The following is a 15,251-nucleotide window of genomic DNA, read 5'->3' as shown; positions in this document are numbered from 1 at the left end:
GCCAGCGCGCCGATTACCTCTAGAATACCGCCATGACCACACACTTTCCCCAAGCTGACGTGAGCATCGCGCTGTTGCGCGGCGCCGAGTTGCCCTACGACGAAGCCGCCTTCATGGCCGGGCTCCAGGCCGCTCTGGGCCAGGACCATCCGGCGGTCGAAGTTCTGATCGTCGACAACCGCGGGTCGACGGCGCGTCCGGACTTTCTGCCCGCGGCGCCGGAAGCGGCGCGGATCGTGCACCTGCCCGGCACCTACGCCAACCGGGCCGCGCTGTGCAACGCAGCCCTGCACGCCGCGCGGGGCGAGTTTCTGCTGCTGGTCTACAACGACCAGGTACCCGTGACGCTCAAGCGCTCCGCGCTGAAGACCATGCTGATGGCGGCGACCCGGGCCGCGCCGGTCGGGCTGGTTTACGCGGACTACGAGCGCATCGAGGCCAACGGCCAGCGCCGCGACGTCCATCTGCTCGATTGGCATCCGGGGCGCTGTCGGGACACGACGGACTTCGGCCACGCCGTGCTCTTGCGCACCGGCGTGGTGCGCGAAGTGGGCGGCTTCGACGAGTCCTACCAGGCGGCGGACTGGTACGACCTGCGGCTACGGCTCACCGAGCGGCACCCGCCGGCGCATATCGCCAATCGTTACGCGGGCGCGCTGTATTCCGTCGCCGCCCCGGCCCAGGCGCACAACGTCTTCGCCTACCTGCTGGCCGGCAAAGACGTCCAGCTCGAGATGGAGCGGGCGTTCACGGCGCATCTGCAGCGCACCGGCGCGTACCTGGCGCCAGGCGCGCACGTGCAGCCGGTCCATTACGAGCCGGACGAGGCCGCGGCCCACGCTGACTGCATCGCGTCGGTCGTGATTCCCGTGAACAACCGGCCGGAATTCATCGGCCGGGCGATCGAGAGCGTGCAGGCCCAGACCGAGCGGCGCGTCGAGGTCATCGTGGTCGTGAACGGCGGCGACGAGGATCCGACCGCGGCGGCGGTGTGCAGCTACATGCCCGGCGGTGAGCGCTACAACCCGCAGGCCCCGCCGGTGCGGCTGATCGTGGTGGACGTGAACAACCTCGGGTTGTGCCTGAACGCGGGCATCGCCGCGGCGCGCGGCAAGTACTATGTGCAGCTGGATTCCGATGACCGCCTGAAGCCGGACGCGGTGGCGAAGCTGCTGGCGGTGTTCGACTCGGATCCGACGATCGGAATGGTGGTCGGCTCGTACGAGGTGTGGACGCTCGACGCGACGACGCAGCAACTGCGCCGCAACGAGGAAATCCCGGTCGTCACGCACGACGAGTGGACCGCGGACAACGGGCGCAACAACCTGCTGCGGATCAACGGGGCCGGCGCGCCGCGCGCGGCGCACATCAAGGTCATCCGCGACGTGGGCTGGTTCGGGACGAACGACACGCCCAGCAGCCGCAACTACGGCGAGGACTACGATCTGGTGCTGCGGATCAGCGAGCGCTACACGATCGGGCGCGTGTGGGAGCCGATCTACGAGGTCATTCGCCACGCCGGCGGCACGGACCACGCGATCGACCAGACGACGATCGACCGCAACGACAACGCGAAGGACGCGATGCGGCTGGAGGCGCTGCACCGCCGCCGCGAATTGAACCACCACCAAGGCACCCAGACACCCAGCCGAGCCTGGACTGCCGTGCGCTGAGCCGGTTGGTGGCGGGGCTGGCACGGCGGTCCGCGTTTTGCATTAGAATTCCGCTTTGTGACTTCGTGTCCCGGTGATTGCATTGGCTGGAGCCGCGATGAAAGACGTACTGCTGATCGGCGTAGACGGTGGCGCGACCGAAGTGAAGGCTCACGCGGTCATGTGCGACGACCTCGCGCAGGCCAGCGCCTTTCGCCTGCGTCCGGAAACGGCGTCCCGCGTGTACCAGCGCCTGTCCGATTTCACGCCGCTGCCGGTGGCGGACCAGCTTGCCCAGCGCGACGCCGGCGGGCCGCAGCTTACGGCGGCGGAAGTCGAGCAGGGCCGCGTCTGGATCGCGGCGGCGGCCGAGGTCGTCATTGATGTGGCGCGGCAGTGCAATGCCCGACGCGTCCTGGTGGGCGAGGGTATGCCCGGTCTCAAGACGCCGGACGGGCGCGGCATCAACGTCATCAACAACGGCCCGCGCATGCCGACGTACCTGGCGGACCTGGAGCGGCGGCTGGCGGACGCACAGATCGAGCTGGCGGCCCCGGTCGCCGCGCTGGGCAGCGACGCGGACTATTGCGGGCTCGGCGAGGAATACGCGGCGGAGGGGTTGTTCCGCGACGTTCAGAACGCGTACTACGTCGGCGGGGGCACGGGCATCGCCGACGCGATGAAGCTGCGTGGCCGGCTTGTGCCGTTCGACGCCGCCAAACCCTGGCTCCAGAAGAGCTGGCAAATGCCCAGCGCGCTCGGGCCGACGTTCGAGAAGCTCGTGTCGGCGAGTTCGCTGAATCGCGTGTGGGCGGATCTGCAAGGCCCGCGGGCGCTCCGGCACGCCGGCACGCAGGGGGGCGACGCGGCCTCGCCTTATCCCGAAACGGCGGCGCTGGCGGGCGACCCGCGCGCGGCCGCGTGGCTCGATACGGCGGCGCTCGTCCTGGCCGAGTTGATCTTCGAGCGGCTCAGCACGATCTTCGGCGGCCGGGCGGAAGCGCCGCACCGCGGGCCGGCGTATGCCAAGCTGGCGACGGAGCACGAGTTTCGCGGGGTCCTGCTGGAACGCGTGATCATCGGGCAACGCGTCGGGCTCATTTACGTTGACCCGCGCTACCGCGGCGTGTTTGGGGAGCGGCTGGACACGTACCTGGCGGCCAACATCGCGCACACCGGCGACTCGGCCTTGTGCCGGGCGTTCCTGACCGATGGCTCCGGCACGACCCGGCAGGCGGTGCTCAAGCCCGGTTTCCTGCGGGCCTCCCGGCTGCGCGCCGCGCCCGCGCTCGGTGCCGCCGTCGCAGCCGTCAAGACCCGGGCATAGGATCGCCGTTTACGGCGGCGTGGTGACGGTCCCGGTCTGCCCCTGCACTTCAATCGTGAAATGCGGGTTCAGCACCGAGTTCTTGTTCATGTTCTGGAACTGCACCTCGACCGCGTGCGACCCGGGGGTGAGATCGTCGGGGACTTCGAGCGTCAGGCGGTAACCCTCGTTCTCAAACGAGAGCGGCACGAGCTGCCCGTCGATCCGCGCCGTGATCGAGTCCGACAGGATCATCTGCCGCTCGCTGCCCCACGACTTGCGCCCACGCAGACCGTCGTCGAGCGCAAACACCAGTTTCCGACCGGCGTCGAGCGGCAGGACGCCGTCCGCCGGCTCGACCAGCCGCGCCCGCGGCAGGCCCGCGGCGGCGTACTTGGCGAGCGCGATGAACAGGCCGTAGGCCTCGCGCAGGTTGTATTCCGGCTGGCGCAGCCGCTGCTCCTCTTCCGGGTTCGTGAAGAATGACGTCTCGCACAGGGCCGCGGTGACCCGCGCGTGTCGCAGGATCCCGAACCCGCCGGGGTACATCAGTTGATCGCTCTTCAGCGGGACGGCGGCGATTTCGGGCAAGGCGAGCGCGTCATACAGTCCGTCGCACAGGTAGCGCGCCAGATCGAGATTCGACGGCCGGTAGTCCACGTCGGCGTGATACCAGACGGTTGTGTGGTTCACTTGCGGCTTGTTGCCGATGGCGTTGTGGTGCAGCGAGATGAACAAGTCGGCATTCCATTCGTTGGCGATGGCGGCCCGGTCTTCCAGCGAGACATCCACGTCGCCCTCACGCGTCAGCAGGACCTCCGCCCCGGTTGACGTCAGCAGCTCGCGCAGATAGCTCGCCACGCGGAAGTTGAACTCCGCCTCGCGCACGCCGGTGGGGCCGCGCTTGTAGCCGCGCTGGTGCGCATCCCCGCCATGCCCGGGATCGAGACAGATCTTCACGCCGGCGAGAAACTTCGCGTAGGGCGGAATCGGGTAAGCGCCGGACGCGAGCCGCTGCGCCACGAAATCCGGCGGGGCCTCAATGAGTGTGTTCACGGCAGTCATCGGATCGACCGCGGGTTGCGTGGCGGGGGCGGGAGGTACGGTGGGCGCTGCCGGTTGCGGCGCCCGGCAGCCGCCGAGCAGAGCCATCGTCACCAGCCAGGCCGCCATGCCAGTTGCCATGCGCATCGGTGCACCTCTTCGCGCTGCACGACTCGGTCGCTCGCGGGGTTTATACCCCGGGCAGTTATCGCCCCTCAAGTCGTTGCAAGCCGGAGGCGATTCTGCCACACTAGCCGAAACCGTCCGGGGGACGAGATGTAACCAGACCCCAGGGAGCCGCGCGGATGCAGGACCGGGGCCATCTTCTGACCGAGCTGCGCAACCCGAATTCAATGCGCGTGGATCGCATGTCCATTGCTGAGGCCGTGGACCTGATGAACGCCGAGGACGCGACCATTCCGGCCGCGGTCGCGGCGGCCAAAGCAGAGATCTGCCAGACGATCGAGCTGGTGGTGGCCGCGTTCGAAGCCGGCGGCCGGCTGATCTACGTCGGGGCCGGCACGAGCGGCCGGCTGGGCGTGCTGGATGCTTCCGAGTGCCCGCCGACATTCCTCTCGGATCCGCGCATGGTGCAGGGCGTGATCTCCGGCGGGTGGGACGCGCTGCGGCGGGCGATCGAGGGGGCCGAGGACTACCCCCAGGACGGCGCCGCGAAGATGGACGAAATGGAGGTCGGGCCGCACGACGTGGTCATGGGCATTACGACCGGCGGCACCACGCCGTACGTGCACGGCGCGATCCGCCGGGCGCGCGAGCGGGGCGCGAAGACCGTGTTCTTCGGGTGTGTGCTGAAGGAGCACGTGCCGGACGAGGCGGACGTGTCGATCCGCGTGCTGGTGGGGCCGGAAGTCGTGACGGGCAGCACGCGCTTGAAGGCGGGGACGGCGACGAAGCTCGTGCTGAACATGATCACGACGATCGCGATGATCCGCATCGGCAAGGTGTACGAGAACCTGATGGTCGATGTGAACACGCGCTCGAACAAGAAGCTGGTCGATCGCGGCACGCGGATGATCATGACCGTGACGGGGCTGGAACGGGCGGCGGCGGCGGATTTGCTGGCGCGCTCGGGCGGACACGTGAAAACGGCGCTGGTCATGCATGCGAAGGGCGTGGACCGGGCGACGGCGGAGGAGCTGCTGACCGCGGCGCACGGGCACGTGGCACGGATCATCGAGGGGCAACAGAACACCTCAGAGACACAGAAAACACAGCGGCGCACAGAGGGGACTTGAGATGGATGGAGCGCGGGCGGTGTTTCGACAAAGCGCAGCTCCAGATCCCCTCGGCTCGACCGGTCTGCGGACCGGCCTGCTCCTGAACTTCTACGTCGCGAAGCGGCGCGACGGCATAGTGCAGATGGTGCTGTAGCATGAGGCCCGGTTCCGCGATGAGCCACAACACGCCACAGCCCGCCCGCTCCGTCTTGCTCTGTGCAGCTCTGTGTTTTCTGCGTCTCTGTGGTGATCCGTCTCTGCGGAGGTCCTGACGTGTTCCTAGCCGAACTGAGCGCCCAATTCACGTTGGTCGACTGGGGCATCGTGATCGCGTTTCTCGCGTTCACGACGATCCTCGGCAAACTACTGACGGGCAAGCAGGCCACGATGCGGGACTTCTTCCTCGGCGGGCGCAAGCTGCCGTGGTACGCCGTCAGCGGCTCGATCATCGCCACCGAGATCAGCGCCGTGACGTTCATCGGCGTGCCGTACGTATCCTACAAGTTCGGCGGCAACCTCACGTACCTGCAGCTCGGGTATTTCGGTTCGCTGCTGGCGCGGATCATCGTCGGCTACGTGCTGGTGCCGCAGTATTACCGGCGCGAGATCTACAGCCCCTACGACTACATGGGGCACCAGCTCGGGCAGCGCGCCCGGACCATGACCAGCGCGCTGTTCGTACTGGGCGCGATGCTCGGGCAGGCGGCGCGCGTCTATCTGACGCTGCAGATCCTGATCGTGCTGCTGAACGACCAACTGCGCCTGCTGGCCACGCATGCGGGGCTCGACGAACTGGCCTGGGCGGCGATCATCATCGGCGCCATCTCGATCGGCTGGGCCCTGTTCGGCGGCATCACAACGGTCATCTGGACCAATCTCACCCTGTTCCTGACGTTCCTGGTCGGCGCGCTGACCGCGCTGTTCGTCGTGGCCTATCGGCTCGACGGCGGCTTCGCCGAGATCATCCGGCTCGGCTGGGCGGCCAAGGAATCCGGCCCGTGGGGCAAGTTCACCTTCTTCGATTTCAGCCCCAGCCCGTTCAGGGACTTCACCATCTGGACCGCGGTGATCGCCAGCACCTGGGGCGGGCTCTTCTCCTACGGCACGGACCAGCTCCTCGTGCAGGGCATGTTCTGCTGCCGCAACGAGCGTGAAGCGCGCAAGGCGATCATCGGCAGCACCTTCGGACAGCTCGTGACGACGACGGTCATCCTCGTCGGCGTCGGCCTGTTCGCCTACTACCAGACCCACCCGCTCGCCGGCGAGGCCCTCGCGCTCTTCCAGCAGAAGGGCGATCGCATCTTCCCGATCTTCATCTGCCAGGCAGTGCCGGTCGGCCTGAAGGGGCTGATCATGGCCGCGGCCCTGGCGGCGGCGATCTCCACCGTGATGGGCGTGCTGACCGCGCTCAGCCAGACGATCATGGGCGCGTTCTACACCCCCCTGCGGCGACGGGCGCTGCTGGCCCAACTGGGTTCGACGCAGCGCGTCGACGCCGAGCTCGATTCGGCGCAGGAGCACCGCCGCAACCTGCTGCTCAGCCGCGGACTGATCATCTTCTGGGGCGTCCTGCTCTGCACGCTGGCGTACCTCACGGATTACGTCGCGCACAAGGAGCCTTCGATCCTGCAACTGGCGCTGGCCGCGGCGGGATACGCCGGCGGCGCGCTGCTGGGTTGCTTCGCGCTGGCGTTTCTGCCGCTGGGAGTCGACGGGCGCGGCTACATGTGGTCGGCGCCGCTCTCGGTGGCGTACGTCTATGCGTTGGCCTGGCACAACTACGCATCCCATTGGGTGTGCTGGATCTTCGCCGGACTGCTCTTCGTCGGCTGGGTTGTCTACACGGCGCTGAGTCGTCCGCGGACCGCTGCCGGACCACGGGTCCTGCCGGTGCCGGCGCAGGCGCTGGTGCTGCTGCTCGGCCTAGCCGGCATGCTGGCGATCAACGCGTGGGCGCAATGGGACATCATTGGCCCAGACGGCACGATGCAGAAAGCGACGGTGGCCTGGCCCTGGTACGCGCCACTGGGCAGCCTCGTGTCGTTCGTCTGGGGCTACCTGCTGGCCCGGCGGCGCCCGGAAACTGCTCCGCAGTAACGACCAAGGCTCTCAGGCACCAAAGGAGAACGACCATGGCGAGGACTACGATGACCAGCGAGGCGAGTAGGTTGCGCCGTCCAGCGGCGCGTTCGATCAGCGTTCTACCTTTGTGTCTAGGTGCCCTGGTGCTGTTGTTGACCGGCTGCCAGGCGGGGACGCGCATGCACGAACCCGTGCGGGCCATCTGGGTCACGCGCTTCGACTTCGAGTCGCCTGGCGACGTCGCGCAGATCATGGAGAACTGCCAGCAGGGCGGCTTCAACACCGTGTTCTTCCAGGTCCGCGGCAACGGCACGGCCTTCTACAAGTCCAGCTTCGAGCCGTGGGCGGACGAGCTCGGCGGGCAGGATCCGGGCTGGGACCCGCTGGAGCTGGCCTGCCGCGAGGCGCACACCCGAAACCTCGAGCTCCACGCGTGGGTGAACGTCGTTCCGGCCTGGCGCGGCACCACGCCGCCGGCGAACCCGGAACAGCTCTACAACAAGCACCCCGAGTGGTTCTGGTACGACCAGCATGGCAACCGGCAGGCGCTCTCATCGTTCTATGTGAGCGTCAACCCGTGCCTGCCCGAGGTGCGCAACTACCTCGTCGAGGTATTTCGCGACCTGGTGACGCGCTACGACGTCGACGGCCTGCACATGGACTACATCCGCTTCCCGAACGAGCCGCCGGCGGTGCCGCGTGACTCGGACATCGACTACCCGCGCGACGAGCGCACGCTGGCGCTGTATCGCGAGGCGACCGGCAAGGCCCCCGACGATGACCCCGCGGCCTGGAACCGCTGGCGCACCGACCAGGTCACGCAGCTCGTGGCGGATATCCATGCCATGCTGCGGCAGAGCCGGCCGGAGGCGGCCCTGTCGGCGTCCGTGGGCGCGGTGGCGGCGAACGCGTTGCGGCACTTCCAGGATGGCCCGCGCTGGGCTCGCGAGCAGTTGTTGGACGCCGTCATCCTCATGAACTACGTGGAGACCGCGGAGGAATTCGTCATGCGCACCGAGCCGTGGCTGCAAGAGCGCCTGCCGGTGCCCATCGTCCCTGGCCTCTGGTTCGGGCGGCATCGGGATCAGACGCCCGAGCAGGCCGCGCAGGCCGTCCGGGCGCAGCTCGAGGCCGCGCACGCGAAGACCGGCGATTTCTGCCTGTTTTCGTATGCGTCGCTGTTCGACTCCGCCGACGAGAACGAACTGGCCCGCCAGAGCGAACGGCAGCGCGAGATGCGCGCCACGCGGCGTGCGGTCATCCTGCCGTATATTCAGAATCTGGCCCAGAAGGACCGCTGATCCTTCGAGCCGCGGATCAGCTTTCCGTGTAGGGCGCCTCCGTGCCCGTCGCTACAATGGCGCCGGAGGTGAAGCATGCGCTGGTTCGACGCAGCCGTCATCTGCGGGTGGGTATTCGCGTGGTGCGCCCCAGCGGCGGCGCAGACGCCCGAATTCCGCGCCATGTGGGCGACGCGGTTCGAGTGGCCGCACGCCAGTCAAGACATCTGCCAGGCCGCCATCGACGAATTGATGTCCGACCTCGCGGACGCGCACTTCAACGCGGTCTTCTTTCAGATCCGGGGCCAGGCGGACGTGCTCTACCCGTCGCCGGTCGAGGTGTGGTCCCCGCTGATCGGCGGCCAGGACCCCGGCTGGGACCCGCTGGCCTACGCGATCCAGGCCGCGCATGCCCACGGCATCCAGTTCCACGCGTACATCAACACGCACACCTGCTGGCAGAGTGTGCCGGCCGCGGCCCACACGTTGCCGGAGAACCCGAACCACACGTTCTACGCGCACTGCAACGCCGCCGATCCCGCCGCCCGCGACTGGCTGCTCCATGACAACCTGACGGCACCGGCGCAGTTCGGCGAATCGCATTACGTCTGGTTCGCGCCCGGCGTGCCGGCCTGTCAGGCTTACACCCGACAGCAGGTGCTTTACGTTGTCGAGCATTACGACGTGGATGGCGTGCATTTCGACCGGATCCGCACCCCGGGCACAAACACCGTTTCGTGGGACCCGGTCAGCCGCGCGCGCTTCCTCGATCCACGGACCAACCCCGAGGGCCTGGACTTCTCAGCCTGGACCGCGGACCAGATCACCCGCAGCGTGCGCGACATGTACGCCGCGATCATGGCGCTCAAGCCGCACGTCCAGGTGAGCGCGGCCGTGTACCCCAACCCCACCACCGCGCCGACGGCGCAGCATCAGGATGCGCTCGGCTGGGCCGCGGCGGGGGCGATGGACCTGCTGGTGCCCATGATGTACTACGGCGGTGGCGCGGGGACGGCTTGGGACACGTGGCTGCAGTATTGGCTGGCGGCGACCAGCGGCTGCGAGACGTACATCGTGCCCGGTCACTCAACCAGCCAAGGCGTGAGTTCGCTCGTCGATCAGATCAACCTCGCGCGGCTGCGCGCCGCCGCCGGCAACAGCGTCTTCTCCTGGAGCTCGTTCAGCTTTTGGACGACGTATCGCGAGGGCGTGTATGCCGTCGCGGCCCCCGTGCCCGCGCTGCCGTGGAAAGCCAACCCGACGACGGGCATCATCGTCGGCCACGTCACCGCGCCCGATGGCCTGCCGGTGACCGACGCGCAAGTCCACGCCGCCGGCTGCACGCACACCGCCCTGTCCAGCACCGATGGGTTCTATTCGTTCGTCCATCTGCCGCCCGGAACGTACACGCTGAGTGCCACGCATCCGGATTACCGCGCGGTGAGCCTGCCGGACGTCGTCGTCGCGGCGGGCGCGGTTGTGGCGTGTCCGCTGGCGTTCGTCGAGACGACACCCGCGGGCGATTTCAACGACAACGGCTGGATTGACCCCGGCGACCTCGCCCCGATGCTCTACTGCCTGGGCGGCCCGGGGTACGGTTTCCTGCCCGGCCATTTCTGTGCGACCGGCGACGGTGACGCCGATGCGGACGTCGACCTGCGCGACGTCGCGCTGTTCCAGCGCTACTACGGCGTGCCGTAGCCGGTAGAATTCACCGCGCCGCGAACGACCCCGTGAACCGGTACTGGGAGCTACAGATATGATGCGCGCCTGCGTGGTCTTATTGCTCGGATGGCTGGTTATTGGCGCGGCGGCGTGGTGCGGCGCCGCCGACGAAATGCGGATTCCGCCCGTGCCGACGCCGGATGCGATTGCGACGGCGCCGAGTTTTGCCCCCGCCGACCGGGTGGTGGCGACGCATTACTTCTACTGGTATCGCTGGCCGGACGAGCACTTCTTCGGGGATCGCGCCCGGACGCGCTCCAACCTGCGGCAGCACTTCCCGGACGACAGCACGGTGAGTTACGAATCCCCGGCCTGGCATCGTCAGCAGATGGAGGACTTGCGCGCCGCCGGCATCGACGTGGCGTTGTGCGTGTACTGGGGGGCGCCGAACCAATACGACAAGCACGACCTGCGCTTCTCGGTGCGCGGCCTGCCACCGCTGGTGGCGGCGCTCGACGAGCTGGCCCAGACCGGCCCCACGCCGCGCGTCGCGCTCTTCTATGACACTTCGACGCTGCTGGGCGTGCACGCCTATCCGCAGCCCGGCCGCGGCAACGTGGACCTGCGCACCGACGAAGGCAAAGAGATCTTCTACCGCACGATCCGCGACTTCTTCTGCCTGGTACCGCCGCGACACTGGGCGTGCATTGACGGCCGGCCGCTGGTGCAACTGTACGAAGCGGCCTTCGCGGCCGGACACGATCAGAGCACCGTGGATTACGTCTACGCGCACTTCGCGGCCGATTTTGCCGGCCGGCGGCCGCTGATCGTCAGCGGGCCGTCCTGGTCGTTCCAAGCGGACCTGCGCACCGGCTGGGGCGCGGCGCTCGGCGGCCCGCTGATCGGCGACGGGGCCGTGCAGATCGGTCCGGGCTACGACGACTCCCCGGTCTCCGGCCGCACCACGCCGACGCGCGACCGGCTGGGCGGTGGCTTCTACGCGGCCTCCTGGCTGTTGGCACTGCAGGCCCGGCCGCGGCTGGTCATCCTCGAGACCTGGAGCGAGTTGCATGAAGGCACAGCGATCTGTGATACGCTGGAGGACGGCCGCTTCTACATCGACCTGACGCGGCACTTCAGCGACATCTACAGGGCGGGGCAAGTGCCGGTGGCCGACGAGTGGGCCCGCGTCGTCAAGACGCTGCTCAACGCGCCCGCGTCCAACCGCGGGGGCCGCGAGTTCGCCAGCCGGCTGCACCTCGCGCTGCACGTCGCCGCGGATGGCCAGCTCGTGGAGGAGGGTCTGCGGTTGTGCCGCGACGTGGCGGATGGCGTATACGAAGTCGCCACGGTGGATGGGCAGGGCTGCGTGCGGACGCGGCCGGGTGTCAGTGCAGCGCGGTACCTGTACTACGACGTGGCCGACCCGTATTACTACGACCACCGCGGCACGCTCACGCTGCGGGTTACGTACCTCGACTCCGGGCACGACCCGATCACGGTGCAGTTCGATTCGACGGCGGAAACCGGCACGGTGGCGGACCGGTACCGTCCGGCGGCGCCGGTGATCGTGCGCGCGGACAGCGGGAGCTGGAAGACCGCGACGGTGCCGATGCCGGGCGCGCGGTGTGCAAACCGGCAGAACGGGGGCGCCGATTTCCGCTTTGATTCCGCGAGCGACATGACTATCGGACGTGTCGAAGTCACCAAGCTTTCGGACGGTTTCCGTCTTTAAGCCTTGAATCCATACTGCGGACCCAAGTACACTGTCGGCTGAGTCGATAGCGCTGGTGCGCGCACGTTGCGCCGGCCGTTATCGGGAAGTTATTGACCCGTGTTCAGGGATCGTTTCTGTCCACCTTGAGGAGGGGAGGAGAAGCCATGCTCCGCCTATCGGAAATCGAGCGCGCGGCTCTGGTCGGTTCGTGTCTGCTGGTCGCGGCGCTGGCTGCGGGTCTGGCGTGGGCCGCGGACGGCTCCGCGGCGCGGCTGCCGTTCTTCGCGCCGGCCGATCAGTACCTGCCCATCGGGGCGCCGCAGGCGCCCACCGTGCTCGCTCTGCTCGCGGCCCGCGCCACGAGCGAGCGCAACGAGACCGGGCAGGGCCTGCTGCCGGCGGACACGACCATCGACAGCGTGCGGTGGCTGGGGGATGTCGCCGAAATCCGGCTGACGATCCCCGCGCGGCCGGACGGGTGGTATCTGTCGCCGGTGGACGTGGAGAACCTGGCGCTCGCGCTTGGCAGCCCCTTCCAGCACGACGACCGCTTCGGCGGGACGGTGATTCGCGTGCGCGTCGGCACGGACCGGCCGTACAGCTCGCTCGAGCAACTCATGCTGCCCGAGCCGAGCGGCGCCGCGCGCGATGCGGATCTGCCGCGCGAGGTGCCACTGCCGCTGAGCGTGGCGACGGGGACCGGCGCGGCGCAGGCCCGCGGCCCCGTGACGCAAGCGGCACGTCAGCCGGTGGGGGCGCTGACCGGCGTGACGGTGTTTGCCGCGGCCGGGCACGGCTGGACGGCGGGCGACTCTGCGTGGTACCTGCAGCGTCCGGTGCTGCTCGACATGAACGAGGACCACGGCAACATCGACATGCTGAACTATTTCGTGCAATACGCGTTCAACGCCGGCGCGATCGTCGTGCCGTTCCGCCCGGTGGGCTGGCAGCCGATCGAGATCGTGCTGGACAACGATGATCCCGGGGTGACGTACACCGGGACGTGGAGCGCGGGCAGCAGTTCCAAGTACTACGAGAACGGCGTGACCAATTCCGGCATCGTGTACCAGTGGACTTCGGCCGACGCCACGGAGACGGCGACTGCCCGCTACACGCCGAACATCACGGTGACCGGCTTCTACCCGGTCTACTGCTTCACGATTGCCGGCGCGAACCGCACGATCCAGACCTACCGCGTCAAGCACAGTGGCGGGATCAGCGAGCTGAAGATGGACCACCGGCTGGTCGGCAGCGCCTGGATTTGGCTCGGGGACTACCACCTCGTCGCCGGCGACGAAAACTACGTCGAGATCACGAACCAGTCGACCGAGGCCGGCGCGATCATCGCGGATGCGATTCGCTGGGGCGACGGCGTCGGCGACATCGTTCGTCCCGGCCCCGGCACGATCAGCGGCTATAACCGCGACGAGGAAGCCAGCCGCTACTGGGCGGAGAGCGAACTCGGCAACAACGCCGCCGGCTTCGATTCGGACATCTGGGACATCCCCGGCTACGACGACGGCAGCGACAACGTCCGCACCAGCGCCAAGTGGAGCCGCGAGGCGAACCAGGTGCCGGACGGCGGCGTGCTGGTCGATCGCTGGAAGCGCGTCTACCTCGAGTTCCACACGAACGCGACGAACGGCGTCGCGCGCGGCCAGATCTGCCTGATCACCGATCTCGGCGCCACCACGTACCAGGTGGAGTACGCGAACATCCTCTCGGACGAAGTTGACAACGACATGCTGATCATGGATGACGAGTTCGAGTTCGCCTGGGTGGACCGCGCGGGGGCCACCTACACCAGCTCGTACGGCGCCATCTGCACCGAGGCCAACGGCGACGAGTTCGACGCGACCATCGTCGAGCTGGCCTTCCACGACAACGAGCAGGATGCCAAGCTGCTGCGCGACGATCGCGTCCGTTCGGCGATGGCACGGTCCTGCGTGCAGGGCATCACGCGCTTCCTCAACAGCCTGCCCGGCAGCGCGATCCCGCTGGCGTTCGCCCCCGACACGCCGCGCTACTTCCGGGCGGTCGACGCCGGTGGCGGAAACGTCGTGCTCTCGTGGGTGGCGCCGCTCTCGGACGGGGCCCGCGGGGACCCGGCGACCGGCTACGTGGTCTATCAATCCAACAACGGTTACGGCTTCGGCGCTCCGATCGTACTCGGCAACGTGCTGACCGCGACGATCACCGACGTGCCCATCGGCGAGACGCGCTACTTCCGCGTCGCGGCCACGAACGCCGGCGGCGAATCGATGCCGACCGAGGTGCTCGCGGTGCGCCGCCCGGCGGAAGGCGTCGCCAGCGTGCTGCTCGTCAACGGCTTCGACCGCCTGCGACGGCAGATCAACCCGGTTCAGACCTTCACGCAGCCGGAGGCTTACGCCGGCCTGTCGATCGAACGGCAGATCTGGCGCCGGAGCAACTCGTTCGACTACGTCGTGCAGCACGCCGAGGCGTTGGCGGCCTGCGACTGGGGCTTCTCTTCGTGCAGCAACGAAGCCGTCGCGGACTCGTACCTGCAACTGGGCGGCTTTGACTTCGTCGTCTGGATCCTGGGCACCGAGAGCACGGAGGACCTGACGCTGAGCTCGAGCGAGCAGACGCGCCTCACGACGTTTCTCGGCGAGGGCGGCGGCCTGTTCATCTCCGGGGCGGAACTGGCCTACGACCTGATCAACCAGTCCCACGGCGCCACGTTCGCCCAGAACACGCTGCAGATCGGGTTCCAGGCGGACAGCGCCGGCACCTACCAGGCCGTCGGGGCGGCGGGCAGCATCCTGGCGGACATCGATGAGTTCGGCTTCAGCGTCGCCAGCGGCGCGCCGTATGACGTCCGCACGCCCGACGTGCTGACGGCCCGTCCGGGCGCTTACGCGTGCCTGAACTACGTTGGCGGCACGGGCGGCGTGGCCGGCGTGCAGTACATCGGCGCCACGTACAATGTCGTCTCGTTCGGGTTCCCATTCGAGGCGATCGGCTCGGCCAGCGTGCGGGCGGCGGTGATGCAGCGCGTCATGGAATTCCTCGCCAATTTCACGCCGCCGTCGCAGTTCGACTACAACCATGACGGCAAGGTCGACGTGACGGACTTCGCGATCTTCCGCTTCTGCCTGCGCGGACCGGGCCTGACCTACAACGTCGGCCACGTGTGCTTGAACGAGGATGGCGACGGTGACCGCGACGTGGACATCGCGGACTTCCGCGCGATGCAACTGGACATCAACAGCCCGGAATGACGCTGGGCGCAGCGGTGACCGG

The 15,251-nt window shown here is 68.1% G+C and carries 9 protein-coding genes; 8 read left to right on the top strand and 1 reads right to left on the bottom strand.

What is annotated here, in order from left to right; translation table 11 throughout:
- The first annotated feature begins 32 nt into the window (after positions 1-32).
- Complete coding sequence (locus KA383_01760; GenBank protein MBP7744827.1) at positions 33-1,673, top strand: glycosyltransferase; 1,641 nt, start codon at positions 33-35, stop codon at positions 1,671-1,673.
- A gap of 97 nt (positions 1,674-1,770) precedes the next feature.
- Complete coding sequence (locus KA383_01755; GenBank protein ID MBP7744826.1) at positions 1,771-2,979, top strand: hypothetical protein; 1,209 nt, start codon at positions 1,771-1,773, stop codon at positions 2,977-2,979.
- 9 nt (positions 2,980-2,988) lie between these two features.
- On the opposite strand, the gene KA383_01750 is transcribed toward KA383_01755, so the two are convergent.
- Positions 2,989-4,149, bottom strand: coding sequence for an N-acetylmuramoyl-L-alanine amidase (locus KA383_01750; protein MBP7744825.1), 1,161 nt, complete (start codon positions 4,147-4,149; stop codon positions 2,989-2,991).
- Between the two features lie 158 nt (positions 4,150-4,307).
- Between KA383_01750 and murQ the strand changes: the two genes are divergently transcribed.
- The 6 genes from murQ to KA383_01720 all read left to right on the top strand — a co-directional run bounded on the left by murQ (position 4,308) and on the right by KA383_01720 (position 15,229).
- Positions 4,308-5,258: an N-acetylmuramic acid 6-phosphate etherase gene (gene murQ, locus KA383_01745; GenBank protein ID MBP7744824.1), complete on the top strand. Its 951-nt coding sequence runs from the start codon at positions 4,308-4,310 to the stop codon at positions 5,256-5,258.
- Between the two features lie 255 nt (positions 5,259-5,513).
- Positions 5,514-7,337 (top strand): hypothetical protein, encoded by a 1,824-nt coding sequence (locus KA383_01740; GenBank protein ID MBP7744823.1) that lies wholly within the window; start codon positions 5,514-5,516, stop codon positions 7,335-7,337.
- Positions 7,338-7,372: 35 nt separating this feature from the next.
- Complete coding sequence (locus KA383_01735) at positions 7,373-8,623, top strand: family 10 glycosylhydrolase (protein MBP7744822.1); 1,251 nt, start codon at positions 7,373-7,375, stop codon at positions 8,621-8,623.
- 75 nt (positions 8,624-8,698) lie between these two features.
- The gene (locus KA383_01730; protein ID MBP7744821.1) at positions 8,699-10,303 is read left to right on the top strand and encodes a family 10 glycosylhydrolase; all 1,605 of its coding nucleotides are present in this window, start codon (positions 8,699-8,701) and stop codon (positions 10,301-10,303) included.
- A gap of 58 nt (positions 10,304-10,361) precedes the next feature.
- Entirely contained in the window at positions 10,362-12,002 is a 1,641-nt protein-coding gene (locus tag KA383_01725) for a DUF5010 domain-containing protein (GenBank protein MBP7744820.1), read from the top strand.
- Between the two features lie 146 nt (positions 12,003-12,148).
- A complete protein-coding gene (locus KA383_01720) occupies positions 12,149-15,229 on the top strand; it encodes a hypothetical protein (protein ID MBP7744819.1) in 3,081 nt (1,026 codons plus the stop codon).
- Positions 15,230-15,251 lie beyond the last annotated feature (22 nt).

The organism is Phycisphaerae bacterium, from assembly GCA_017999985.1.
GTDB lineage: Bacteria > Planctomycetota > Phycisphaerae > UBA1845 > Fen-1342 > JAGNKU01.
This window is presented reverse-complemented; position numbering and strand designations above follow the sequence as displayed.

Bases quoted from the DNA above. Each gene is read 5' to 3' on its own strand.
- KA383_01735 (MBP7744822.1), top strand. From the start codon at position 7,373: ATGGCGAGGACTACGATGACCAGCGAGGCGAGTAGGTTGCGCCGTCCA.
- KA383_01725 (MBP7744820.1), top strand. From the start codon at position 10,362: ATGATGCGCGCCTGCGTGGTCTTATTGCTCGGATGGCTGGTTATTGGC.
- KA383_01730 (MBP7744821.1), top strand. From the start codon at position 8,699: ATGCGCTGGTTCGACGCAGCCGTCATCTGCGGGTGGGTATTCGCGTGG.
- KA383_01760 (MBP7744827.1), top strand. From the start codon at position 33: ATGACCACACACTTTCCCCAAGCTGACGTGAGCATCGCGCTGTTGCGC.
- murQ (MBP7744824.1), top strand. From the start codon at position 4,308: ATGCAGGACCGGGGCCATCTTCTGACCGAGCTGCGCAACCCGAATTCA.
- KA383_01750 (MBP7744825.1), bottom strand. From the start codon at position 4,149: ATGCGCATGGCAACTGGCATGGCGGCCTGGCTGGTGACGATGGCTCTG.
- KA383_01720 (MBP7744819.1), top strand. From the start codon at position 12,149: ATGCTCCGCCTATCGGAAATCGAGCGCGCGGCTCTGGTCGGTTCGTGT.
- KA383_01755 (MBP7744826.1), top strand. From the start codon at position 1,771: ATGAAAGACGTACTGCTGATCGGCGTAGACGGTGGCGCGACCGAAGTG.